Source organism: Wolbachia endosymbiont (group B) of Melanargia galathea (assembly GCF_964030625.1).
Taxonomy (GTDB): Bacteria; Pseudomonadota; Alphaproteobacteria; order Rickettsiales; family Anaplasmataceae; genus Wolbachia.
This window is the reverse complement of the sequence record NZ_OZ034910.1, coordinates 258,033-282,632: the sequence shown is the minus strand read 5'-3', so window position 1 is coordinate 282,632 and position 24,600 is coordinate 258,033. Positions and strand designations below refer to the sequence as shown.

Here is a 24,600-nt window from a genome sequence, read left to right as displayed (position 1 = left end):
CTTTTTTGAACATTCCCGATCGTGGTACAGAGTATTGTGGCAAGCCAGGAAATCATGCGTACCAGTTATATTTGGGAGTAGAAAATATTGATCATTCTAGAACCAAAGCTTACTCTCCACAGACTAATGGTATATGTGAAAGGCTTCATAGAACTATGCAAGATGAATGTTATAATATTATTTTTAGGAAAAAGATTTATAGTACTTTGGAAGAACTCCAGTTAGATATCGATCATTGGTTGCATTCTTACAATAGAGCTAGACCTCATTCCGGTAAATATTGCTATGGTAAGACTCCTATGCAGACCTTTTTTGATAGTGTGCATATTGCTTACCAAAAAAATATTGATAACATTAAAACAGATTCTGATATCGGTTTTGACTTCGTCGATTCTTCTGTCAGTTAATTTATGCCTGTCAGATTAAGTCTAAACTATTACATAGTTTCACGCCACCTACCCAGTAAGCAAGTTCTTTGTAGATCTATCCCAGGAGAGATGGGAGCTCCTGGTTTTGACGTCGTTTCAGCCCTTTCGACACTTCATCAGTGGTTCATTTTCATTCGCCTCTCTATTTCGTACATGACACGTATTTGTGCCTTTATCCATAACTCTCACTACCTTGACTCTTTATCAAAGCAGCTTATGGTTGTTTAAAGCCTGCTCTTGCAAGCCGACTGTGAGGGACCTTTCCCTCATCTATTGTGCAGCTTAAGCACTTAGTTTGCTCATTTCTGATCTTTCTTTGTGTCTCTACGGCACACCCCATCCTTGGCAAACTAATTTTATTGTCCCAAATTTGGGAGAAAAACCCTGGACTTGAAGTCCATCCTTTTAAGAATATAATTTTAAGGTGAAAAATCTGAAAGAATGTGGAATATTATAGAAAAAGCAGTCACTCTGTATATATATCACATAGTGTGGATAACAAAATATCGATATCCAGTACTAGTTGGAGATATTGGAAAGAAAGCTAAAGAAGTTGTACAAGAAGTATGTGCAAATAATCAAGTAGAAATTATCAGAGGTAGAGTTGCGTCAAGTCATGTACACGTATACGTTTCTGTACCCCCATACTTAAGTATTAGTAAGTTAGTGCAGTTAATAAAAGGAAAAAGTTCCAGAAAAATCCAGCAAAACTTTCCAGAGCTAAAAAAGAGATACTGGGTTGTGGGCAGTAGGCTACTTTGTCAGGACTAGCGGAAATGTAACTGACGAAATGATAAAAAATTATATTGAAAATCACTCTAAAAAAGAAGATAAATTTGGTGACTTTCAAGTCGAAAGTTAGCATTCTATGCTCTCTCTCAATCTTTGGATTTTAATCCATAGTGGTTGAATGAAGAATCTTTAAACCCTTTTGTACCAAATTTTAATGAAGCAAAAAATTCTTCTAATTCTTCAAAAGGACAACTATTTTTCTCTAATTTTACTTTTATAATATTGCTTAACATTGTAACTCCACTAACCGTTTTATACATGTAGCTTAAGACTATTTTAATAATTTATCAAGAAAGTTTAATTATTAATTATAATATTTAATAAAATAAATAGACTCTTTTACATTTCATCTGCAAGAATCTTTTCCTTAGTTTGTAAATAAAGATTTTCTGAATCTAATTGCCGCAGGTTACGTTTAGTAATATAATCTCATATTAAATAAAACTTTACCTAAGTTTATGCCAGACTCTACGTTAGTTTTAACAACTATTCTTATATTCTTCATCTTTACGTTGTCACTTTTTTTTATAAAAAGGATATTTGGATCAACGAACAAGAAGATAATAAAATCCTTCAGAAAAATTGCTCAGCAGATTAATGCGCTAGAGCAAGAAATGCAGAGCTTATCTGATGAGGATCTTGCTAGTAAAACTGCGGAATTAAAACAAGAACTGAAAAATGGAAAAACACTAAATGACCTTCTCGTACCTGCATTTGCGGTTGTACGAGAAGCATCACGAAGATTCCTTAACATGAGGCATTTCGACGTTCAGCTAATTGGTGGCATGGTTCTCCATAATGGCATGATATCAGAAATGAAAACAGGAGAAGGAAAGACACTCGTCGCAACTTTAGCTGCATATCTAAATTCTTTAGAAGGAAAAGGTGTGCACATCGTAACTGTTAACGACTATCTTGCAAAACGAGATACAGAGTGGATGAGTAAATTATATAATTCTCTTGGAGTTTCTGTTGCATTTATTACAAATAATTTGACAGACGACGAGAGAAAAAAGGCTTATAGCGCAGATATCGTATACTCAACAAATAATGAACTTGCCTTTGATTATCTACGAGATAATATGAAATTTTCTCAAGAAGATATGGTTCAGAGAGGCTTCAATTACGCGATAGTAGACGAAGTAGACTCTATACTGATTGATGAAGCGCGTACTCCGCTCATTATTTCTGGCCCACTTGAGGAAAATAATCAGATATATAAGCATATCAATAAAATAGTAATCAAATTAGTTGATTCTGACTATGAAGTCGATGAAAAGAGTAGAGCAGTGTTCCTCACTGAAAATGGCATTTCACGAGTGGAGGAATTACTAAAATCGTATAACATCATTCCTGAAAATTCCTCGCTCTATGATACTAGCAATATTATACTGACTCATTATATAGATCAAGCACTTCGTGCACATAAGCTGTTTACTGCTGATAAAGATTATATAGTGAAAAACGGTAAGGTGGTAATTATTGATGAGTTTACTGGGCGCATGATGGAAGGTAGGAGATATTCTGATGGTCTTCACCAGGCATTGGAGGCAAAGGAGAATCTTGAAATTCAGCATGAAAGTCAAACTTTAGCATCAGTCACATTTCAGAACTACTTTCGTATGTACAACAAACTTTCTGGTATGACAGGAACAGCAGTAACAGAGGCAGAGGAGTTTCATGATATATATAGATTAAATGTAGTAAAAATTCCAACTAATGTGTCTGTTAAAAGAATAGATGTTGACGATGAAATTTATGGCACAGAAAAAGAAAAATTTAGTGCTGTATTGAAGTTCATAGAAGAATGCCACAAACGCCTACAACCAGTCCTTGTTGGTACGGTAAGTATTGAAAACTCTGAAAAACTTTCTGCGCTTTTGCAAAGCTATTCTCTTAAGCATTCAGTACTAAATGCTCGTTATCATGAACAAGAAGCGTACATAATAGCGCAAGCTGGAATACCAGGCAGCATTACTATAGCAACAAACATGGCAGGACGTGGAACTGATATTCAGCTTGGTGGAAATGTTGAAATGATTGCAAAAATAGAGCTCGAGAAAATAAAAAATGCTGATGAAAGAGAAAAAAAATATCAAGAAATAGTCGAAAGAGTAAAAAAAGATAAGGAAATTGCTATAAAAGCTGGTGGCTTATGTGTTATCGGAACCGAAAGGCATGAAAGCAGGAGAATAGATGATCAACTGCGTGGCCGTTCTGGTCGTCAGGGTGACCCTGGACTTTCTAAGTTCTTTCTATCACTTGAAGATGATTTAATGAGAATATTTGGCTCTGATAGAATGAGGAATTTTTTACAAAAAGTGGGACTAAAGAACAATGAAGCTATTCATCACCCATGGATTAATAAAGCACTTGAGAAAGCACAGAAGAAAGTTGAAGTTAGAAATTATGATGTGCGGAAGTCTTTGCTAAAGTTTGATGATGTAATTAACAATCAACGTAAGGTTATTTTTAAGCAGAGAAATCATATTTTAAACAATGAAATCAATGATTTAGTTGAAGTATATAGTGAAGTAAATGAGGATATAATAGAAGGTATAGTACAAAGTGGTTATTACGAAGATTATGTTGAAGATATTGCAAAAGAATTCCACATAAGATACGGGATAACGCTTAATCTAGCAGAGTTTTTGAATAAACAAGAAGCCTTGGATTATATAAATGACAAAATACAAGAATTTTTTACTGAGAAAGAAAAATATTTCAATAGTCAACAAACTACAGATTTGTGGAATACGATAGTGAAACAAGTGATGATCATGACACTTGATCATTTATGGAGGGAGCACCTTTCGGTCTTAGAGAGCCTAAGACAAAGCATAAATTTGCGTGCCATGGGGCAAAAAGACCCACTGAATGAATTTAAACGCGAAGCTTTCTTAATGTTTGAGTCGATGCTTGAAAAGTGGAGGGAGCTTACCATTCACCGCCTAGCGCACTTTAAGTTGCTAGACAATCAAGAAATAGGCAATAGGTCACGCTCTACTAAAAATAGCAGACTTCCAAAAGTTTCAAGAAATGACAAGTGCCCTTGTAACTCTGGAAAAAAATACAAACACTGTCACGGTGCAGTTGCCGTAGTGAATTAGTTGTTGCAAGCACATTATAGCTGCTATAGCTAACCGAAGTCAGATCTGCTCGAGCACTCTGAAAGACAAAATCAATAGCCGAATTAATATTGGGCCAAAAGGTTTGTAGAGACTTTCTTATGGCGTGCTTGATCAGAACTTCTCAATCGGATTCAAATCTCACTTTTACCCACAAATAAAAAAGTGAGTAAAATGGATACCAAATAAATTTGGGATTAAAATGAGTGAAGTAAGTACAAATGTGCAATATACTGATGGCTTAGGGGATAAATGGCTGGAAAGAGAGTTAAAACACGTTAATTTAGGAGATACAAGACTTAATAAGAGACTTATTAAAACAGGCTATTGTATAGAGGGTAAGGTGTCTGGATCAATTAATCAAAGCTGTAGTGGATGGAAAGAAGCTAAGGGTGCATACAGATTATTTAGCAATGAAAAGCTTAAGGATAAGGAAATTTATTCTTCCCATTACAAAGAAACTATGGAGAGAATGAAAGGAAATCAGTTTGTTTTGTCAGTTCAAGATACAAGTTATTTGGATTTTGACTCTCATATAAAAACCAAGAGGCTAGGTAGTATTTCTAAAGCTTATACGAAGCATAAAATGGGTTTACTGTTGCACAGTGTCTTAATAGTCAGCAAAGACGGATTACCTTTAGGTCTATCTCTCAACAATGTTGGGCACGTTCTATTAGGGAAAAAGAAACGGCACAAGAAAAAGCAAACAGGAAATACCGTACCTCCATAGAAGAAAAAGAAAGTTATAAGTGGATAACAGCTCTCAAAGAAAGCATAAACAACCTTCCTGCAAATGTATAACTTGTTACCCTTGGTGATAGAGAGGCAGATATCTTCAAATTTTTATGGATCACTGAGACATTAGGTAGTTTTTATGTAATCCGTAATCGAACTAATAGAAGATTTATCTGTACTGAAATTGGAAAAACAGATTTGCAAACACGCATCACTCAACTGCCAGTAAAGAAGAAAATTTCTCTAGAAGTTAATAAAGGTAGAAACCAAAGATCAAGGAAAACTAATATTGAAGTTAAGTATATGAAAGGCTATATACCTATCAGATCTTCTTCAATTTATGGATAAAAAGACACAGTGCATAAAATAAGTGATAAAATACCTGTATATGTGGTAAGTGCAAAAGAAACAAATCCTCCTGAAGGATTGGAAGCTATTGATTGGACTTTGCTGACTAATGTACCAGTTAATAGCACTTTAGATGCTATAGAAAGGATAAATTGGTATAAGCTAAGATGGAAAATTGAGGAGTATTTCACGGTTTTAAAATCAGGATGTAAAATAGAAAGCTCTCGTTTAACTACAAAGGAAAGGCTACAGAAATTAATTGCTATAAAGAGCATTATTGCATTTAAAATTTTATATTTAACAAAAGTCGCTTTATCAAATCCCATGGAAACCTGTACTAAAATTTTAAGCAATGAAGAGTGGAAGGCCCTTTTCATACGTGAGCATAAAGTAGCTATATTGCCAGAAGAACCTCCAAACATAAAACAAGCTATTATTTGGTTAGGAAAATTAGGTGGATTTATGAATAGAAAAAGTGATAATTTACCAGGGGCTATGACTCTATGGCGGGGCTATGAAAATCTTAAGGAGAGCATAGTTATGCTTCACATCATGACCTCTCAAAATTGTGGGTAAAAGTGAGGATTTAAATCTGGCGAGTATGGAGGTAAGAACAAAATTTTACACCCAATATTTTCAAGGTAATGTTCAAAAAAGTGTGTCAAATCGAAAAAAAGTAATAAATTGATATAAAAAAATGGAGGTTTGAAAATGAGTCAGAAAATAGTAAACAGAACTAACGGATTGGTAGATTATAAAGAGTTGGAAACAAATATCCTGTCGTCTATACGAGAAGGAAGACCGTTGACAGGAAAGGAGGGAGCATTAACGCCATTTATAAAAAGGCTGCTTGAAGCTAGTCTAGAGGGTGAAATAGAACATCATTTATCTGCTGGAAGTGAAGAAAACAATCGTAGAAACGGGAGGAATGGCAAGACTTTGAAGACAAGCGCAGGTTCATTTGAACTATTGACACCAAAAGACAGAGAAGGAAGTTTTGAACCACAAATAGTGAAAAAAAGGCAAACAAGCTTACATCCGGAACTTGAAGCAAAGGTTTTAAGCACATACGCTAGTGGCATGGGGTATAGGGCTTACTATTACCCACAAATATAAAGTTCAGTAGCAAGTCTCCATCCTTCTGCTAAATCAAAAAGACGTCTCCACCCTTTCCAAAGAGTAATGGGACCTGGTTCTGGATCATTTTTCCTGGCTAAATGACCTCCAAGTTGGGCGATCCATGAAACAGCTTCTTTTATAGTAGGGGTTATATTTGGGTATGACTTTACTTTATGTATTTTGACGTATAAAACTTTCCATTCTTCTTCAGCTAATAATGTAGTACATGGTAGTGTTGAATCAGTTCTTGCAATTGTTGTAATAAAGAAAATTCTCCAAGCAATAATACTCATGACTGTTAGATATCGCATTAATCTTTCTGCTGTTACCAGTCTACATTCTTCAACTTTAAGGCCAGATTTTAAAATTTTATGTAAGACTTCTATTTTCCACCTAAGACAATACCAATTAACTTTTTCAATAGCTTCATCAAAAGTATTAACTGAAAGATTCGTTAAAAGCATCCACTCTAGTGGTGTTGATTCAGGAGGAGGATTTTTCTCAATAACTTGAACTACATAGAGCGGTAGGTCAGGTAGCTCTTCTTTATGTCTTAATCTTATATTGCCTCTATCTGGGTTCATAGTAAATTTTCCAAATCTATAGCATTTCTCATAATAGTCCGAACAGGTCATAGGAAGGCAGAATCAACAGCACGACGAAAGGATTCGAATAGAGGAATGTTTTTCCTGGCTCTGTTTTTTATAGCAAACCAATAATGCTCAATTTTGTTGAAATCTGGAGAATATGGAGGAAGATATAAAATTTCTGCACCAACTCCTTTAGCAAATCTTATTAGACTTATGAAAAGTAGCATTATCAAGGATAACAGTTTGTCCAGGTTCCAAAATCGGTGTCAGAAACTGCTCAAACCATTTATTAAAGATATCCATATTGCAGTGGCCTTTAAAGGTTAACGGAGCAATTATTTTTCTTCCACTTAAGGCTGCAACCATGCTAATTCGTTGAGTTTTCTTTCCAGATTTTAGGGCATAAAACCGCTGTCCTTTCTGGCAATACCCATAGGTTCAGTGTTATCAATGCCAGACTCATCTATATACACTAATTCTTTAGGTTCTTTTGTTGCTATAACCTTTGAAAATTGAGCTCGCTTTTCTTCATTTCTTTCTTTATATCCGTAGGTCTTTTTTTTCTTGTGAATCCTATATTTTTAAGTGCTCGATGAATTGTTTGTCTACTAATATTGCCCCAGCATCTCTGACTGAGTTTTGCCACCTTGCTCATTTGCAAATTCGGCAAATGCATTCCAGTCGGTAATTTTATGCCACGCTTCCAAGCTTTTTTGATTGAAAATCTCCCGTTTTCTCACGTCTTTTCTTCCACTCATATAAAGTTGTTTTTCCAATCTTAAATCTCTTGGCAACAGTTTCTCCACTCTCTCCTTCATCCAATGCTTCCATTACCTTTTTCCTTAAGTCATAACTATATGCTGCTGGCATGCTTACCATCACTACTATAAATCCATATCTTACCTTTTTTGGACTATTATGAGAAGTGCTATAACTTACAAGATTATGAAAATAAAACACCATTACATTATGCTGAAAGACTTAAAACAATAGAGGTTTTACTAACGCGAGAAGATATAGATCCTTTGATTAGAGATGATAAAGGCAAAACACCATTTTGTTATGCAAGAGAAAGGAATAAACAAGATATAGTGGAAATTTTAATGAGTAGTAAATATGGAGAAGATAAAAACAGTTTACTTCATTTAGCTGCAAAAAAAGGATATGAGGAGTTCCTAGAAGAGATTTTAGAAGAGGGAGTTGAAGTAGATATTTTAAACAATAAAGGAGAATCAGCGATATATCTTGCAGCAATAAATAGACATTTTAATATAGTAAAATTACTGCTAAAGAAAAGAGCAGATGCTACAGATGTTTTTCAGTACGCAATAACAACAAATAACGTAAAACTGATAAAGTTATTAAGCAAAGAAAATATAGTTTTATTGTCCCAAATTTGGGAGAAAAACCCTGGACTTGAAGTCCATCCTTTTAAGAATATAATTTTAAGGTGAAAAATCTGAAAGAATGTGGAATATTATAGAAAAAGCAGTCACTCTGTATATATATCACATAGTGTGGATAACAAAATATCGATATCCAGTACTAGTTGGAGATATTGGAAAGAAAGCTAAAGAAGTTGTACAAGAAGTATGTGCAAATAATCAAGTAGAAATTATCAGAGGTAGAGTTGCGTCAAGTCATGTACACGTATACGTTTCTGTACCCCCATACTTAAGTATTAGTAAGTTAGTGCAGTTAATAAAAGGAAAAAGTTCCAGAAAAATCCAGCAAAACTTTCCAGAGCTAAAAAAGAGATACTGGGTTGTGGGCAGTAGGCTACTTTGTCAGGACTAGCGGAAATGTAACTGACGAAATGATAAAAAATTATATTGAAAATCACTCTAAAAAAGAAGATAAATTTGGTGACTTTCAAGTCGAAAGTTAGCATTCTATGCTCTCTCTCAATCTTTGGATTTTAATCCATAGTGGTTGAATTGGAAAAAATGACAACTTTCCAACGTTTCATTTATTGAGCAATAAATATTTTGAAGAAAGGAAAATAGCAGACAAAAAAATAAAGAAATATATCAATATCATCTGTTTTTCTATAACAGTATGTGCAATAGCGATAGTGGGAATTTACCCTAACATTATAGCTGCAGTAATGGTGGGAATAGTTGCACTCATAGCTGCAATAGTAATGAGTAATTTAATTCAGAAGTATATAGAAGAAGCGCTTGAAAAGAAAATGTTTATTGAACTCGAAAGTGAGAAAACAAGTAGTCCTAATTTAAGTGATGTTGAAGTATCATCTAATGATGGTGAAGAGCTAGCAATATGATATACGCCACATCATTTTCTGAAGGTTTAAAACCAGATCCAGAGCTTAAAGTATCAGAGTGGGCGAATGAGTATCGAGTTCTAGCACCAACTGCAGCATCAGAGCCAGGAAAATGGAGAACAGAGAGAACGCCATACCTTAAAGAAATCATGGATTCACTATCTCCTTCTTCACCAACTGAAAAAATAGTATTCATGAAAGGAGCGCAGATTGGAGGAACAGAAGCTGGTAACAATTGGATAGGCTATATCATAGATCAGACACCAGGTCCAATGCTGGTAGTACAGCCAACAGTTGAAATGGGAAAACGTTGGTCAAAGGGAAGATTTGCGCCGTTAATAGAGAGTACGCCATGTTTAAAGAGTAAAGTAAAAGACCCAAGATCAAGAGATTCAGGCAATACTGTACAAAGTAAGGAATTTCCAGGTGGAATAGTAGTAATAACTGGAGCAAACAGCAGTGTAGGCCTCCGATCTATGCCAGTAAAATACCTCTTTCTTGATGAGATAGATGCCTATCCAGGAGATTCGGGAGGTGAAGGAGATCCAGTTTTACTCAGCATAGCCCGTACTAATACATTTGCACGACGAAAGATTTTTTTAGTATCAACGCCAACGATTCATGGAATAAGCAGAATTGAGAAAGAATTTGAAGCAACAGATAAGAGATATTTTTTTGTTCCCTGTCCGTATTGTAATTACTATCAAGTTCTAAAATGGTCACAAATAAAATGGGAAAACAACGACTCAAGAACAGCACATTATGTCTGCACTGAATGTAGCGGCAAAATAGAAAATCATCAAAAGACAGAGATGCTAGAACGTGGAGAATGGAGAGCTACAGAGGCAAAAGAAGGGGAGAAAAAAGGATTTCATCTTTCAAGTCTTTATAGTCCAGTTGGGTGGTATAGTTGGCAACAAGCAGTAGAGGATTTTCTTCATGCAAAAGAAAGTGAACAATTACTGAAAGTTTGGATAAATACTACGCTTGGAGAAACCTGGGTAGATAAAGGAGAAGTACCAGACTGGAAGCAATTATTTAACAGGAGAGAATTTTTTCAGATTGGCACAGTACCAAGGAGAGAAGTGGTAATTACTGCAGGAGTAGATGTCCAAAAAGATCGTTTAGAAGTAGAAGTTGTAGCATGGGGAAAAAGCCGTGAAAGTTGGTCTATAGATTATCGAGTATTTGAAGGTGATACAGGAGGTGGGGAAGTATGGGGAAAACTCTCTGAGCTCTTAAATCATCATTTTATTGGTGAAAATGGGCTTGAATATATGATAAGCATGATGGCGGTTGATGCTGGGTATGCAACGCAGGAAGTATACAACTGGGTAAGAGGTCATCAAGGATCTGGAAGAGTAATGGCAGTGAAAGGTGTAAATAAAGCACTAGTGCCACTTAGTAGCCCAAGTAGAGTTGATATAACAGTTGGTGGTCAAAAGCTAAAAAGAGGAATAAAGCTCTGGCCAGTAGGAGTATCGATATTAAAATCAGAGCTTTTTCAACTACTTAATGTTTTAAAAAACGGGGAAAAAGAAAAAGTGCCAGCAGGATATTGTCATTTTCCGGAGTATGCACCTGAATATTTTAAGCAGCTAACGGCAGAGCAATTAGTCAGCAAAGTAGTAAAAGGTTATACCAAACAAGAGTGGCAAAAGGTAAGAGAAAGAAATGAAGTACTAGATTGCCGAATTTACGCAAGAGCAGCATCAATAGCACTTGGGATTGATCGTTGGCCAGAGAGTAAATGGAATAGTTTAAGTGGAAAAATAGAAAGTAAAAAACCTAAGAAAGTAAGACAGAGTAAGTGGCTGGAAAATGTATAACGAAGAGTATTTAGTTCAAGTCGAAGAAGCGATAAAGAAGCTGCAAAACGGAGAGCGAGTGGTATCAATTGCATATGGTGACCATGTGGTGAGATATGCAGAAGTAGATATAAATGATTTACTAAGCTTAAGACAACGTATTAAGGCTGAACTAAAGATTGTTGGAATGAAGCCGAAGAGAAAGATTGTTTTTTCAACGAGTAAAGGGATCATATAATGATAAAAATCGTTAAAAGGAACCGTATGACAAAAATTATAGCAAAAGAATATACAGAATTTTTAGAGCAGCTCAAAGAACAGATTGCTACTAGTCGTTATAAAGCAGCACTAGCAGTAAATAGCAAACTCATTGTGCTTTATCACTATATTGGTACAGAGATCTTAAGGCGCCAAAAAGAACATGGTTGGGGTGCTAAAATCATAGATCAGCTAAGTAAGGATTTGAGAAGCGCATTTCCAGAAATGAAGGGATTTAGTGCTAGGAATCTTACTTATATGCGTCAATTTGCTGCAGAATATCAAGATACTGAATTTACGCAGCAGGTTGCTGCACAATTGCCTTGGTTTCATATTGTAGTTATTTTAGATAAAGTAAAAGATCCAAAAGAAAGACTATTTTATTTTCAAAAAGCTATAGAGCACGGTTGGTCACGTAGTATAATGGTGATGCAAATCGAACGTGAATTGCACAAACGTCAAGGAAAAGCTGTTACTAACTTCAAAGATAAGTTACCTTCTCCCCAGTCAGATTTAGCACATTATACATTAAAAGATCCATATATTTTTGATTTTTTGAGTATAGGAGATGACGCTCATGAAAGAGAAGTAGAAAAAGGTCTTGTAGGCCATGTAGAGAAGTTTTTGCTTGAGCTAGGGGAAGGATTTGCATTTGTAGGTAGGCAATTTCATTTAGATGTTGGTGATGAAGACTTCTTTGTCGATCTATTATTCTACCATCTAAAATTACGTTGTTTTATAGTAATTGAATTGAAAGATAATAAGTTTAAACCAGAATACGCCGGTAAAATGAATTTCTACCTTTCAGCAGTAGATGACTTGCTAAAACACGAGACAGATCAACCATCTGTAGGGTTGATTTTATGTAAATCTAAAAATGATGTACTAGCAAAATACACTCTAAAAGATATGACAAAACCAATAGGACTAGCAGAATACCGAATAACTGAAAGTCTACCAGAGAATATAAAGACAGCTTTACCAACAGTAGAAGAGCTAGAGGCTGAGTTATCAAAAATTTCAGATAAGGAGAAGTAATGCTACTCAAATCATTCAAACAACTATTTAGTAAGCCAAAAATCAAAAGTTCAGCGTGGGATGCATCAGGTTCAGGAAGAAGATTTTTTCACTTTCAACCAGAGTTAGGAAGTATAAACAATTTGCTGTCTCAAAACCTTGAAACTTTACGTAGTAGATCACGTGATATGGTGAGAAAAAATCCTTACGCTGCAAATATAATTGATACGATAGTAAGTAACTCTATTGGAACAGGAATAAAACCACAATCAAAAGCAAGAGATGGAGAATTTCGAAAGAAGGTGCAAGAATTATGGCTAAGATGGACAGATGAAGCAGACAGTAACGGAGTAAGTGATTTTTATGGATTACAAGCTCTAGTATGCAGAAGTATGATAGAGGGAGGAGAATGTTTTGTACGTTTAAGAACGAGAAAGCTGGAAGATAGATTTTCTGTACCATTACAACTGCAAGTACTTGAGTCTGAACATTTAGATAATAAAACAAATCAAACTTTAGGAAATGGTAATGTAATAAGAAACGGGATTGAGTTTAACAAGCTTGGGCAAAGAGAAGCATATTACTTATTTAGAGAACATCCAGGCGAAGGCTCATTTGGAGAATCAGTAAGAGTACCAGCAAATGATGTTTTACATATTTATAGACCACTAAGACCTGGGCAAATCAGAGGTGAGCCTTGGCTTTCGAGTATACTGCTAAAGCTTTATGAGCTTAATCAATATGATGATGCAGAGCTGGTGAGAAAGAAAACTGCAGCAATGTTTGCAGGGTTTATTACAAGACTTGATCCTGAAGCAAATATTTTAGGAGAAAGTGAAAGTAATGAGCAAGGAGTAGCATTATCAGGTTTAGAGCCAGGAACAATGCAGCTTTTAGACCCAGGAGAAGACATAAAATTTTCAGAGCCATCAGATGTTGGAGGAAGTTATGAAGCATTCATGAGACAGCAACTGAGGGCAATAGCAATAGGTACAGGAATAACATATGAGCAGCTAACAGGAGATTTAACAGGTGTTAATTATTCATCCATTCGAGCAGGATTAATAGAGTTTCGTCGTCGATGTGCTATGCTGCAACATAACATTATGGTATTTCAATTTTGCAGACCAGTATGGAGTAAATGGCTAGAGTTAGCAGTACTTTGTGGAGAACTGAGTATAGATGAAAAAGTAGTAAAAGCAGCGAAAGAAGAAGTAAAATGGATACCACAGGGATTTGATTGGGTAGATCCACTGAAAGACCAGCAAGCACAGCAAATGGCGGTAAGAAATGGCTTCAAGAGTCGATCGGAAGTAGTATCAGAAATGGGTTACGATGTTGAAGAAATTGACCAAGAAATAGCAGAAGATCAAAAGCGAGCTAATTCTTTTGGACTTTGTTTCGATTGTGACGTTAATGTGCCATAAAATACAATAAGGGGAGGAAGGTGATGTGGATAAATAAACCAATAATGGTAGAGAGAAGAAGTTTTGAACTACTATCATTATATAACAGCAAACAACCTATCTTTAAGAATTTAAAGCATTTTCATATAAATCCAAAAGGAATAGCAATAATACGTATTTATGGAGTTTTGACAAAAAAAACAGAAGCTTTTGATCATATTTTAGACATGACTTCGTATGAAAATATTCATGAAGAGATAGAGAGTGCTTTAGAAGATAAAAGCATAGAGACGATTCTACTTGACATAGACAGTCCAGGAGGGGAAGTAAACGGTGTCTTTGACCTAGCTGATTTTATTTATGAATCAAGAGCAAAAAAGAGAATTATTGCAATAGCAAATGATGATGCATATTCTGCTGCGTACGCTATAGCCTCTAGCGCTGAAAAGATTTTTCTCACCCGCACTTCAGGAATTGGGAGTATAGGAGTAATAGCAAGTCATATAGATCAAAGTGGATTTGACGAAAAACAGGGAATAAAATATACCACAATATTTGCTGGTAGTCGGAAGAATGATTTAAATCCGCATGAGCCAATGACGTCTGAAAGTTTAGAAAGCTTACAAAAAGAAGTAGGAAGACTATATGAAATGTTTTTGCAGCTAATAGCAAGAAACAGAGGTCTTTCAATTGAAAAGATTCGATCAACAGAAGCAGGGCTATATTTTGGGGAGAAAGCAGTAGAAATAGGCCTTGCAGACGGAATGACAATTCTTTCATCTATTAATAAAAACAGGAGTATTACTATGAATGAACAAACTACAAACGACCTAGAAACTGATAATTTAACCAAGTATCGTACTGAAGTTCTTGAATTAATACGTTTATGTAATTTATCGAAGGTGCCAGAAAAGATAGAAGAATTTATTGAGCAAGGCGTAAGTGTTGAGCAAGCCAGGGAAGTTTTAATGGAATTACTTGCAGAGAGAACGAAGAAGACAGAGATACTGAGTGCAATACCACAGAATTCAGGAGAGGAGTTGATGATGCAAGTAGCTAAAGCTAGAGCACAATCAAGTATTTAAGTTTTTTTATAACCGTCGGGTACAACAACTACAAACATGGCGGTAAACTAAAGGGAAAAAAAGGAGAAAAGAAAATATGACATGTATAACTGAACAAAATAATCTAGGTGACTTATTAAAGTATGAGGCATCAAGTCTATATTCAAGAGATCAAATAACAGTAGCTAAAGGTCAAAATCTTAAGCTTGGTGCAGTAGTTGCCAAAAAGACGGAAGATGGTTTTATTAGAGTCCTTAATCCCACTGGAACAGACGGCACACAAACAGCAATAGGTGCAATAGTAAGTGATGTAAATGCGACAGAAAATGCCAAAGCAGTAATTATTACTCGTGGTGCAATACTAGCAGATCATGCAGTTGTGTGGCCAGCAAATATCACTGAAGAACAGAAAGCTGAAGCAATAAAGCAACTTGAAGGACGAGGGATCATTATCCGCAAGGGAGCTTAAAAAAAACTATTAAAAACACAAAAGGGGGGAAATAAAAAATGCAAAATCCATTTACAAATACAGCATTTAGCATGACGGCACTAACAAATGCGATAAATATATTGCCGATAAATTATGGACGAGTTGAAAATTTAAATTTGTTTCCAAATAGGTCAGTAAGATTTAGACATATTACCATAGAAGAACATAATGGAGTTTTAAGTTTACTACCAACGCAAGTTCCAGGAGCACCAGCAACAGTAGGAAAAAGAGGAAAAAGAAAGGTAAGAACGTTTACGATTCCGCATATTCCACATGATGATGTAGTGTTACCAGAGGAAGTACAAGGAATAAGGGCATTTGGATCAGAGAGTGAACTTAAAGCGCTGGCAGATGTAATAACTGACCATTTACAGCTAATGAGGAACAAACACGCAATAACATTAGAGCATTTACGAATGGGAGCGCTGAAGGGAATTATTCTTGATGCTGACGGGTCAGAATTATTAAATCTGTACAACGAATTTGAAATAACACCAAAAGTAGTAAATTTTACCCTTGGAACAGCAACAACAGATGTCAAGCGTAAGTGTATGGAAGTACTCCGGCATATAGAAGATAATCTAAGTGGTGAATATATGACAGGAGTACATGCCTTGGTAAGCCCTGAATTTTTTGATGCATTAACTTCGCATAGTAAAGTGAAAGAAGCATATGAAAGATGGCAAGAAGGAGCAGCGCTAAGAAACGATATGAGATCAGGATTTACGTTCTGTGGCATAACATTTGAGGAGTATAGAGGGCAAGCAACTGGCCCTGAAGGAACTGTGAGAAGATTTATTGAGAAAGATACAGGGCACTGTTTTCCAGTAGGAACAGCAAGCACATTTACGACATATTTTGCACCAGCAGATTTTAATGAAACGGTAAACACACTAGGACAACCACTTTATGCAAAACAAGAGCCAAGAAGATTTGATAGAGGAACAGATTTACATACGCAGTCAAATCCTCTGCCAATGTGCCATAGACCTGGCGTATTAGTAAAAGTCGCTATAGCATAACATACTGGTAGAGTAATTACAAGTTGGTGAGGCACAGAACGACTCTACCGGTATGCGCTTTCTTAGCATGTAAAGGTTAGTATATCAAAAAGAAATATGCAAGAGAATATTAAGCGATTATTGGAGGATTGTTTTAAGCATCTAGGAGTGGAAGCCATATATTGTAATCGAAATAAGGAGGGTATTCGTAGAATAAAAGTGCTAATAAAACGTCCTGAGACTACGTACTCTCTAGGTACAGATGGAGCATTAACTCAGCAAATTGCTTCTGTAGAAATACGTGATCAGGACGTTACTTCCTTTAGCATAGGCGATTATATCAAGATTGAAAAAAGGTTCTACAAGATTTTTGAACCACCGTTAAAAGATTCTTCGAGTGAAATATGGAAAATTGAAGCAATAGAAAGTGTTTGATATTAAAATTAGTAACAATATTAATGAAATAATCTCCAATATTGAAAGAAAAGAGCAGAAAATAAAACTGACAGCTATAAAAGCGCTGAACAAAACAGCAATATGGTTAAAGGGACAAGCAGCTAAGGAAATCAGTGAGGAAAAGAAGATAAAATTAAGTTTGATAAGAAAGAGATTAAGAATTTTTAAGGCGAAAACTAGCAGATTAGACGTGTTGATTAGAGCAAATCTCTATGACATTAGAGCATCGACAATTGGCAAAATACAAAAAACAAGAAGAGGATCGAAAGTAGGAAAGCATGAGTTTATAGGAGGATTTGCAGCAGTTATGCCAAAAGGAAATAGCGGTATGTTTAAACGTGAAGGAAGAGCAGCATTGCCAATACAAGAAGTAAAGCTACCACTGGAACCTGAAGGCTCAAGAATAATAAAAGACCTTGTTAATTATGAGAGTGAGAGAGAGTTTGAGAAATACTTTAAGCATGAGCTAAATTATATTTTAAAGGTATGACAAAGTTCTGGATAGATTTACATCAAGCAATTTGTACTACACTGAAGAAAGAAATCCTAACTATACAAACATGCGAAGTATACCCGACGATAAGAAAAGAACTGTTAGCACCAGCGGTATTAGTAGAACTTAGTAGTCTTGAAAAAGGAAGTGATCCAGGAACAGGTGAACTAGCTCTGAGGGTAAGATTTGAGGCAAGAATAGTAGTTGATAGTACTATAGAAAATGCCCCTATTATTGTCAGAACATTAGCTGCTGAGGTTGTGAAAATAGTAAATAAAAACACTTGGAACGTGAAAAATGTTTCACCAGGAGAATTTATATCAGGAGGAGGAGATGACTTTAGACCAGAGCTCGATGCATATTTAGTGTGGATGGTTGAATGGGTTCATGAGATACATATTGGTAAATCAGTGTGGTCAGAAACTGGAATTAAACCGCATATTATAGAGATAGGTAACGTACATGTTGGATCATAGTTTTGCGATTTCAGAGCTAAGTAGAAAAGTAGCGAATATCATTCGTATAGGAGTTGTAAAAGAAGTAGATTATGAAAAAGCAAAAGTAAGAGTGAAAATAGGAGAATTTTTAACAGATTATTTACCGTGGATAACAAGTAAAGCAGGAAAAGATAGAAATTGGTCTTCACCAGGTATCGATGAACAAGTTGTGGTATTTTCTCCTTTTGGTGAACTATCATTAGGAGTGGTATTAGGAGGAATATATCAGAAAAAATACCCTGCACCAGAGAATAAAAAAGAAATAAATAGTATGAAGTTTCAAGATGGAACAAGATTGTTATATGATAAGGGAAAACATCATTTAGAGATTGAAGTAGTAGACAAAATAACACTGAAAGCTGGGGGATCAAGTATAGAAATGACAAAAAGTGGAATAAAACTGAAAGCAGAAAGGATCGACTTAAATTGAACAAAGGAATAGTGAGGTTAGGAGACTACTGTGGAGAAGCTATACCACATTTCTGCATTAGCGGAAGTAATAATGTTTTTGTAAACGGTAAGTCAATATGTAGACAAGGAGAAAGTTTTAGTGAAGGAAAAGTAATGATTCAAGGATCAAAAACAGTGTTTGCAAATGGTCTTAGTGTAGGAAGAGTAGGAGATATAGTTTCATGTGGTTTTAAAGTAATAAAATGCAGTGAAAGCGTTTTTGCAAAATAGAAATGAAGGGTATGGATGCTAAAACAGGAAAAGCGTTAGAAGGAATAGAGCAATTAAAGCAATCGATAATTGATATACTGACCACTCCTATTAACAGTAGAATAATGAGGAGAGATTATGGGTCAAGATTATTTGAATTGGTGGATAAGCCAATAAATAGAGATTTAACACTTGAGATATATGCAGCAACTGCAGAAGCTTTGGAAAAATGGGAAAAAAGGTTTAAATTAGAAAAAGTAAAAATTACAGAAGTAAAAGAGGGAAAAGTAACGCTTGACCTGGAAGGATTATACGTGCCAAGTGGGAAAAACATTCGCTTTGATGGGGTTGTGGTATAAAGATGCAGCAGCCAAATATTATCGAGCCACTGAACTTTGAGGAAATCTTTTCGAGAATGAAGGAAGAGTTAGTGCGTAGAGATGAAAGTTTTACAGCATTAGTAGAAAGTGACCCAGCGATGAAGGTATTAGAAGTAACAGCATGGAGGGAATTGTTACTAAGACAAAGAATAAATGAGGCAGTAAAAAGTAATGTACTGAAGTTTGCAATGGGAGAAGATCTTGATAATTTAGCTGAGTTTTATGGAGTAGAGAGGCAGAAAGAAGAAGAGGATGAAAGATTTAGAAAGAGGGTAAAAATAAAAATAGTAGGTTGGTCACCTGGTGGGAAAGAATATTACCGCTATCATGCACTATCAGCTGACATTCGTGTTAAAGATACATTAGTTGAATCTCTTGTTCCTGGGAGCGTACAGGTCTCAATATTGTCCGTAGATGGAGTGCCTTCAGAAGAATTACTTAATATCGTAAGGAAAAAAGTTACTCAAGATGATGTTCGAATGCTAACTGATGCAGTTACGGTTATCGGCTGCAATATTATTTCGATGGGTATTCATGCTAAAATTATAGCACTATCAGAAGACACTATTGAGATAGCAAAAAAGCAATTCGTTGAAAAATTTGAATTAGCAAAAGGTTTGGGCTGGAATGTAACAAGGTCTTGGATAATTGCTAATCTTTTCATTGAAGGAATAAGTAATATTGAGCTGACAGAACCAAAGGAAGATATTGTTGTTAGAGGAAATGAGTGTGTTACCTTGAGAAATTTAAGCTTAAATGTATAGTGTTAGAAAAGATATAAATAAGTAATGGGCTCAGAATTAGAAGATATAAAATTGCTGTTACAGAAATTTGCTAGTTTATCACAGAAAAAACATACTTTATGTTATAAGGTTAATGTTGGTGATTATGCAGAGCACGACAAATTTATAGGTGTGAGTGTACCTATTTTACGAAAGATTGCTAAAGATTTTATAAACTTACCCCTTGAAGGTATAACAAACCTTGTTAAATCTCCTATTAATGAAGAAAGACTACTTGCTTTACTAATGCTAATCAATCAATACGAACGAGGAGATAAACAGTTAAAAAATGAGATCTACAAGTTTTATATGTATAACTTGAAATATGTGAACAATTGGAATTTAGTTGATTCTTCAGCTCATTTGATTGCTGGTGCTCATCTATATAACAAAGATAAAGAAGTTCTGGTGAGTTTGGCAAAATCAGAGATAGTGTGGGAGCGGCGTATTGCAATTGTGTCAACTCTAGACTTTATCCGTAAAGGTAAATTTAAATGGACGCTTAAGATTGCTGAGATTTTGTTAAAGGATACACATGACTTAATCCATAAAGCGGTTGGTTGGATGCTAAGAGAAGTTGGTAAAAGAAATAAGGAAGTGCTTGTGGTATTTCTTGATCGATATGCTGCCTGTATGCCAAGAACGATGTTGAGGTATGCAATTGAAAAGTTGCCTAAAAATGAAAGGGAAAGTTATCTTAACACTAGGTAAAAAAAGAATGCTGCTGCCACCAAATTCCACTAAACAAGAAAGAGATATAGTAGATAGCCTCGATTACAAAGTTGATCCGAGCTGCATTAGGGGATTTAAGTTCAGTTTTAAAGAGGAAGTATTACCATGGTTAATTGGAGAATATGGCTTAGAAGAAATACTACGCTGGGTAAAAGACAAAAGAAAAGCTGTAGTAGAAGGAGTGAAATTTCAAAGACTGAGAGGAACACCTGCATCACTTAAAATAGCGCTCAAATGGGCAAATATAGAAGATATTAAAATTATCGAAGAACCACCTGGAAAACATTTTTTCGAGTTGCAAATAGGAATAAAGGATGTTCCAAATGACTTTTTTGTGGATGCAGTAGTAGAACTTGCAAAACTATCATTACCAGCAAGATCAAGGCTAATGAGGATTTTCAATGATCACTACAATGTTGACAGGTTTATTTTAGATGAAAGCTTTTTTGGAAGTTTGTTATCGGATTACTCAGGGATAAAAATTGAAAAAGATGGACCAGTATTATCGTTTGGAAGAGTAAATTTTTTCAGGTCTAGTGGTCCAGTTATTAGGATTATAGAAAACTATCTACGCGATCATTATGAACGAGCTTTAAGCAATGATATATATCGCCTAGATGTAGCAATCCTTGGAGAAACCGAGCCTCACACAAAGAATTATAACGGTATTTATGAAAGAAGTCATCAGTGGTATAACTTAAAAGCCCTGTATCCTCTAACTCAAAGCTTATTACCATCGATTAAATTTGCAAAAGCGCAGATTGTACTGTCAGATAGCTGGAAATTAGGAGAAATAAATAGCTGTTTTCCGGTTGGTAGAATAGAAGAAGAAGGAAATAAATTTGTATTGGGAAACGATAAACTTTCAGGGCAACGTTGGAATTTAAAACACAAGCCAATTTTAGAAAGGTTTAGCATTACTCACAATTACAAAGTAGAAAACTATACTGATCAGAAGATTACAAAATATGGTTTAGCAGAACACAATATTAAGTATGAAAACGATTTAGAGCAAAAAGATTCGATACACGAATTAGAAAATTACATTTTAGTATTTTACCTGGGAGTACTGAAGTGGCATGAACATCGACATTTGCACAGAAGTTGGAAAGATAGTCGAATAATATCTCTAATAAGTTAAGTACTTATATTTAGATACTCATATATTATATTAATAATAGGTAAAAGTGTATGAAATAAAAAGAAAAAGACTTGCTTTCTCATGCTAAAAAGGACATGACTTGAATAGCGGCAGGTAAATATAAGAAATTTGTCTGGCGCTAGAAAAGCTAATTTTGTGAGGTATGTATGAAGTTTAGCAAAGAATCTTTTAGTAAGTTTTTTAAAGAAGTATCAAGTAACGGGTTTAAAAACATTAATAAAAGAAATAAAGAAGAAGAGACAATATTACACCAAGCAGCGGAAATCTCCGATTACAAAACAGTGAGATTATTAATAAAAAAAGGGGCAGAGGTAAATGCAAGAGATAAAAATGGTTATACACCACTACACTGTGCAGTATTCGCAAAAAGTTTAGAAAATGTAAAAGTGCTACTAAGGGAAGGAGCAGAAGTAAATGCCACTCAATATGTCACTGGATGTACGCCACTCCACTCTGCGTGCAAAATAGGAGGAGTTGAAATAATAAAAGAGCTAGTAAAAGCAGGAGCTGAAGTTAATCAACTGAATAAGTATGGTGCAACACCAATGTATTACATCTGGGAAAGTGAAAAGTATCGTCTATGTGATAGCAAAGAGAGTGAAAAGGCGAGTAAATTTTTGAGAGAAAAAGGAGGAATAACAAAAAGTAGAGAACTGACGTGCTATGGAATAGAGGGGCTAGTGGGAGAAATAGCAGACATGTTGAATGGAAGCTACATGCCGGAGCTAAAAATAATAGAGATAGGAGAAATAAGGAAGAGAGACAAATCGCTAATAAAGGAAGAATGTAAAAATTTAGCAAGCAAAATAATGAGCCAAGTGAACGAAATGATAGATGAGGTAGCGAAAAGGAAGGTTTAAAAGAGGGATTTAAATTTAAAGAAAAGGTGAGGTGGATTATGAGTAAAAAAGAAAAAGAGGAGTTACTATTAGAGAACTCGTTTAAAAATATTTATGAAAGAGACAGAATAGCTCTGCATTATGCAATAGACGCAAAAACAGTGAGGGTATTAGTTGAAAAAGGAGTGAATGTAAATGCAGCAGATGTAGGAGGATATACAGCACTGCACCTAGCGGTAACGGAGAAACGTCTAGAAATCGTGAGAGAATTGATAAAATCAGGAGCAGACGTAAATGCTGAGGAATATGGAAATAAATGCATACCTCTACACCTTGCGTGCATGGTAGGAGAAAAAGAAATAGTGGAGGAGCTAGTGAAAGCTGGAGGAGAAATAGAGCAAGCGGATAAATTTGGAATGACAGCGATGGATTATGCTAAAAATAGCAAAAAGATAACCGAGGTATTAAAGAAAGAAACAGACAGAATTGAAAAGCTATTTATGAAGGGCTAAAAATATGGAGAAAGAAATAGAAAAGAAAGTAATGAATTTGGAGAAAAAAGCGTTGGTAGAGTTGAGGAGAATGTGGAAGAAGGTATATGGGGAAGAAGCTCCTAGATACTCAAAGAAATATCTGATACCAAGATTAGCTTATAGAATGCAGGAAAAAGTATATGGAGAAATGTCAAGAAAAGGATTAAAAAGACTAGAGTATCTGGCAGATCGGCTAGAGAAGGGAAAAAGAATAAGTAGCGATAAATTACCAGTAGAAGGGACAGAATTAATACTAGAGAGAGGTGAAGAGACACATGCGGTAATGGTAACAGACAAGGGTTTAATCTACCGAGAAGAATTTTTCACATCATTATCAGCAGTAGCCGGGAAAATAATGGGAATGAGCTACAACGGACCTTTATTATTCGGTATGCGTGATAAAAATGAAAATTGAAAATGCTAAAAGAAGTAAGGTGTGCGATATATACAAGAAAATCAAATGAGGATGGGCTAGAACAAAAGTTTAACAGTCTTGATGCGCAGCGAGTAGCATGTGAAAAGTACATAAAGAGCAGAGAAGGCTGGGTAGCATTGGCCAAAAGGTATGATGATGGCGGATATTCAGGAAAGAATTTAGAAAGAACAGCAATAAAGGAATTATTTGAAGATGTAAAAAAAGGAGAAGTAGATTGTGTAGTAGTATATACATTAGACAGGCTATCAAGGGAAACAAAAGATAGTATAGAAGTTACATCATTTTTCAGAAGGCATCGAGTAAATTTTGTAGCAGTAACGCAGATATTTGACAATAATACGCCAATGGGAAAGTTCGTACAAACGGTATTATCAGGAGCAGCACAACTAGAAAGAGAGATGATTGTAGAGAGAGTAAAAAACAAAATAGCAACATCAAAAGAACAAGGTTTATGGATGGGTGGAACTGTGCCGCTAGGGTATGATGTAAAAGATAAAGAATTAATAATAAATGAGAAAGAAGCGAAAACAGTAAAGCATATATTTGAAAGATATGTGGAGCTGAAGTCAATGGCAGAGTTGGCAAGGGAGTTAAATAGTCAAGGGTACCGGATAAAATCAGATATCTTTAAAAAAGCGACGGTGAGAAGAATAATAACAAACCCAATATATATGGGAAAAATACGGCATTATGAGAAAGAGTATGAAGGAAAACATGAAGCAATAATAGAAGAGGAAAAGTGGAAAAAAGCACAAGAATTAATAAAGAATCAGCCATATAGAAAAGCAAAATATGAGGAAGCACTGCTTAGGGGAATAATTAAGTGCAAGAGCTGTGATGTGAATATGACACTGACATATGCAAAAAAGGAGAATAAGAGATATCGATATTACGTATGCAACAATCACTTAAGGGGAAAGAATTGTGAATCAGTAAATCGAACAATAGTTGCTGGAGAAGTGGAAAAAGAAGTGATGAAGAAAGCGGAAGATTTATATGAAAAATGGGGAGAAAATGCGGAAGAATGGAAAAATTTAAGTTTTGGAAAGCAGAAAGAAGTAGTGAAAAAGTTAATAAAAGGAGTAATGGTGAGAGAGGATGGAATGGCTTTGTTGCACCACTCAAGGAAAGAACAGGCAGTTACTGATGGAATTTGTTATAA

The 24,600-nt window shown here is 35.3% G+C and carries 24 protein-coding genes and 8 pseudogenes; 29 read left to right on the top strand and 3 right to left on the bottom strand.

Annotated features, from left to right (window positions below; translation table 11 throughout):
- Positions 1 to 11: 11 nt before the first annotated feature.
- Both AAHF52_RS01260 and tnpA (AAHF52_RS01255) read left to right on the top strand, forming a co-directional pair.
- Positions 12 to 407: pseudogene (locus AAHF52_RS01260) on the top strand (integrase core domain-containing protein); the annotation flags it as partial.
- A gap of 464 nt (positions 408 to 871) precedes the next feature.
- Positions 872 to 1,290 (top strand): annotated as a pseudogene (gene tnpA, locus AAHF52_RS01255) (IS200/IS605 family transposase).
- Between the two features lie 16 nt (positions 1,291 to 1,306).
- Here the strand turns inward: tnpA (AAHF52_RS01255) and AAHF52_RS01250 are convergent.
- Positions 1,307 to 1,453: a hypothetical protein gene (locus tag AAHF52_RS01250; protein ID WP_007302910.1), complete on the bottom strand. Its 147-nt coding sequence runs from the start codon at positions 1,451 to 1,453 to the stop codon at positions 1,307 to 1,309.
- 225 nt (positions 1,454 to 1,678) lie between these two features.
- On the opposite strand from AAHF52_RS01250, the gene secA reads away from it, so the two are divergent.
- The 4 genes and pseudogenes from secA to AAHF52_RS01230 form a co-directional block, all read left to right on the top strand.
- Positions 1,679 to 4,330, top strand: a complete 2,652-nt coding sequence (secA, locus tag AAHF52_RS01245; RefSeq protein ID WP_264376958.1) for a preprotein translocase subunit SecA — start codon at positions 1,679 to 1,681, stop codon at positions 4,328 to 4,330.
- Positions 4,331 to 4,550: 220 nt separating this feature from the next.
- Positions 4,551 to 5,078 carry a transposase DNA-binding-containing protein gene (locus AAHF52_RS01240; protein ID WP_264686237.1) on the top strand — a complete coding sequence of 176 codons (528 nt, stop codon included), beginning with the start codon at positions 4,551 to 4,553 and terminating at the stop codon, positions 5,076 to 5,078.
- Between the two features lie 362 nt (positions 5,079 to 5,440).
- Positions 5,441 to 6,007: an IS4 family transposase gene (locus AAHF52_RS01235; RefSeq protein WP_230609092.1), complete on the top strand. Its 567-nt coding sequence runs from the start codon at positions 5,441 to 5,443 to the stop codon at positions 6,005 to 6,007.
- 135 nt (positions 6,008 to 6,142) lie between these two features.
- Positions 6,143 to 6,523 (top strand): annotated as a pseudogene (locus AAHF52_RS01230) (transposase); the annotation flags it as partial.
- Positions 6,524 to 6,531: 8 nt separating this feature from the next.
- Here AAHF52_RS01230 and AAHF52_RS01225 read toward each other — a convergent pair.
- Positions 6,532 to 7,152: pseudogene (locus AAHF52_RS01225) on the bottom strand (IS4 family transposase); the annotation flags it as partial.
- Positions 7,153 to 7,181: 29 nt separating this feature from the next.
- Positions 7,182 to 8,010 (bottom strand): annotated as a pseudogene (locus AAHF52_RS01220) (IS630 family transposase).
- A 62-nt stretch (positions 8,011 to 8,072) separates the two neighbouring features.
- On the opposite strand from AAHF52_RS01220, the pseudogene AAHF52_RS01215 reads away from it, so the two are divergent.
- From AAHF52_RS01215 to AAHF52_RS01105, 23 genes and pseudogenes are all read left to right on the top strand, one after another.
- Positions 8,073 to 8,528: pseudogene (locus AAHF52_RS01215) on the top strand (ankyrin repeat domain-containing protein); the annotation flags it as partial.
- A gap of 81 nt (positions 8,529 to 8,609) precedes the next feature.
- Positions 8,610 to 9,028: pseudogene (gene tnpA, locus AAHF52_RS01210) on the top strand (IS200/IS605 family transposase).
- An 84-nt stretch (positions 9,029 to 9,112) separates the two neighbouring features.
- Positions 9,113 to 9,424, top strand: a complete 312-nt coding sequence (locus AAHF52_RS01205) for a hypothetical protein (protein ID WP_230609094.1) — start codon at positions 9,113 to 9,115, stop codon at positions 9,422 to 9,424.
- On the top strand, positions 9,421 to 11,253 hold the full coding sequence (locus AAHF52_RS01200; protein WP_264376957.1) for a phage terminase large subunit family protein: 1,833 nt from the start codon (positions 9,421 to 9,423) through the stop codon (positions 11,251 to 11,253). The genes AAHF52_RS01205 and AAHF52_RS01200 overlap by 4 nt, the downstream gene beginning before the upstream one ends.
- The gene (locus AAHF52_RS01195; RefSeq protein WP_264376401.1) at positions 11,246 to 11,470 is read left to right on the top strand and encodes a gpW family protein; all 225 of its coding nucleotides are present in this window, start codon (positions 11,246 to 11,248) and stop codon (positions 11,468 to 11,470) included. Before AAHF52_RS01200 ends, AAHF52_RS01195 begins: the two co-directional genes overlap by 8 nt.
- 26 nt (positions 11,471 to 11,496) lie before the next feature.
- Entirely contained in the window at positions 11,497 to 12,528 is a 1,032-nt protein-coding gene (locus AAHF52_RS01190; RefSeq protein WP_214303338.1) for a YhcG family protein, read from the top strand.
- Complete coding sequence (locus tag AAHF52_RS01185) at positions 12,528 to 13,934, top strand: phage portal protein (RefSeq protein WP_342068437.1); 1,407 nt, start codon at positions 12,528 to 12,530, stop codon at positions 13,932 to 13,934. Before AAHF52_RS01190 ends, AAHF52_RS01185 begins: the two co-directional genes overlap by 1 nt.
- Before the next feature lie 23 nt (positions 13,935 to 13,957).
- The gene (locus tag AAHF52_RS01180) at positions 13,958 to 14,998 is read left to right on the top strand and encodes a S49 family peptidase (protein WP_264376954.1); all 1,041 of its coding nucleotides are present in this window, start codon (positions 13,958 to 13,960) and stop codon (positions 14,996 to 14,998) included.
- Positions 14,999 to 15,074: 76 nt separating this feature from the next.
- On the top strand, positions 15,075 to 15,446 hold the full coding sequence (locus AAHF52_RS01175) for a head decoration protein (RefSeq protein ID WP_208571546.1): 372 nt from the start codon (positions 15,075 to 15,077) through the stop codon (positions 15,444 to 15,446).
- A 38-nt stretch (positions 15,447 to 15,484) separates the two neighbouring features.
- Positions 15,485 to 16,489, top strand: a complete 1,005-nt coding sequence (locus tag AAHF52_RS01170) for a major capsid protein (RefSeq protein WP_264376953.1) — start codon at positions 15,485 to 15,487, stop codon at positions 16,487 to 16,489.
- A 96-nt stretch (positions 16,490 to 16,585) separates the two neighbouring features.
- On the top strand, positions 16,586 to 16,903 hold the full coding sequence (locus AAHF52_RS01165) for a hypothetical protein (protein WP_264336637.1): 318 nt from the start codon (positions 16,586 to 16,588) through the stop codon (positions 16,901 to 16,903).
- 19 nt (positions 16,904 to 16,922) lie between these two features.
- Positions 16,923 to 17,414, top strand: coding sequence for a phage tail protein (locus tag AAHF52_RS01160; RefSeq protein ID WP_405054864.1), 492 nt, complete (start codon positions 16,923 to 16,925; stop codon positions 17,412 to 17,414).
- Positions 17,411 to 17,893 (top strand): hypothetical protein, encoded by a 483-nt coding sequence (locus AAHF52_RS01155; RefSeq protein ID WP_264376408.1) that lies wholly within the window; start codon positions 17,411 to 17,413, stop codon positions 17,891 to 17,893. Before AAHF52_RS01160 ends, AAHF52_RS01155 begins: the two co-directional genes overlap by 4 nt.
- Positions 17,880 to 18,344 carry a phage baseplate assembly protein V gene (locus tag AAHF52_RS01150; protein WP_264376409.1) on the top strand — a complete coding sequence of 155 codons (465 nt, stop codon included), beginning with the start codon at positions 17,880 to 17,882 and terminating at the stop codon, positions 18,342 to 18,344. Before AAHF52_RS01155 ends, AAHF52_RS01150 begins: the two co-directional genes overlap by 14 nt.
- The gene (locus tag AAHF52_RS01145) at positions 18,341 to 18,595 is read left to right on the top strand and encodes a PAAR domain-containing protein (RefSeq protein WP_264376410.1); all 255 of its coding nucleotides are present in this window, start codon (positions 18,341 to 18,343) and stop codon (positions 18,593 to 18,595) included. The genes AAHF52_RS01150 and AAHF52_RS01145 overlap by 4 nt, the downstream gene beginning before the upstream one ends.
- Before the next feature lie 2 nt (positions 18,596 to 18,597).
- Positions 18,598 to 18,933, top strand: coding sequence for a GPW/gp25 family protein (locus AAHF52_RS01140; protein WP_264376951.1), 336 nt, complete (start codon positions 18,598 to 18,600; stop codon positions 18,931 to 18,933).
- A 2-nt stretch (positions 18,934 to 18,935) separates the two neighbouring features.
- On the top strand, positions 18,936 to 19,718 hold the full coding sequence (locus AAHF52_RS01135; RefSeq protein WP_264376412.1) for a baseplate J/gp47 family protein: 783 nt from the start codon (positions 18,936 to 18,938) through the stop codon (positions 19,716 to 19,718).
- A gap of 24 nt (positions 19,719 to 19,742) precedes the next feature.
- Entirely contained in the window at positions 19,743 to 20,447 is a 705-nt protein-coding gene (locus AAHF52_RS01130) for a DNA alkylation repair protein (RefSeq protein ID WP_264376413.1), read from the top strand.
- A gap of 7 nt (positions 20,448 to 20,454) precedes the next feature.
- Entirely contained in the window at positions 20,455 to 21,609 is a 1,155-nt protein-coding gene (locus AAHF52_RS01125) for a phage tail protein (RefSeq protein WP_264376967.1), read from the top strand.
- A 167-nt stretch (positions 21,610 to 21,776) separates the two neighbouring features.
- Positions 21,777 to 22,490: an ankyrin repeat domain-containing protein gene (locus AAHF52_RS01120; RefSeq protein ID WP_264376414.1), complete on the top strand. Its 714-nt coding sequence runs from the start codon at positions 21,777 to 21,779 to the stop codon at positions 22,488 to 22,490.
- Positions 22,491 to 22,528: 38 nt separating this feature from the next.
- A complete protein-coding gene (locus AAHF52_RS01115; RefSeq protein ID WP_264376415.1) occupies positions 22,529 to 22,981 on the top strand; it encodes an ankyrin repeat domain-containing protein in 453 nt (150 codons plus the stop codon).
- A 4-nt stretch (positions 22,982 to 22,985) separates the two neighbouring features.
- Positions 22,986 to 23,417 carry a DUF2924 domain-containing protein gene (locus AAHF52_RS01110; protein ID WP_264376416.1) on the top strand — a complete coding sequence of 144 codons (432 nt, stop codon included), beginning with the start codon at positions 22,986 to 22,988 and terminating at the stop codon, positions 23,415 to 23,417.
- A 2-nt stretch (positions 23,418 to 23,419) separates the two neighbouring features.
- Positions 23,420 to 24,571, top strand: a pseudogene (locus AAHF52_RS01105) (recombinase family protein); the annotation flags it as partial.
- Between the last annotated feature and the right edge of the window lie 29 nt (positions 24,572 to 24,600).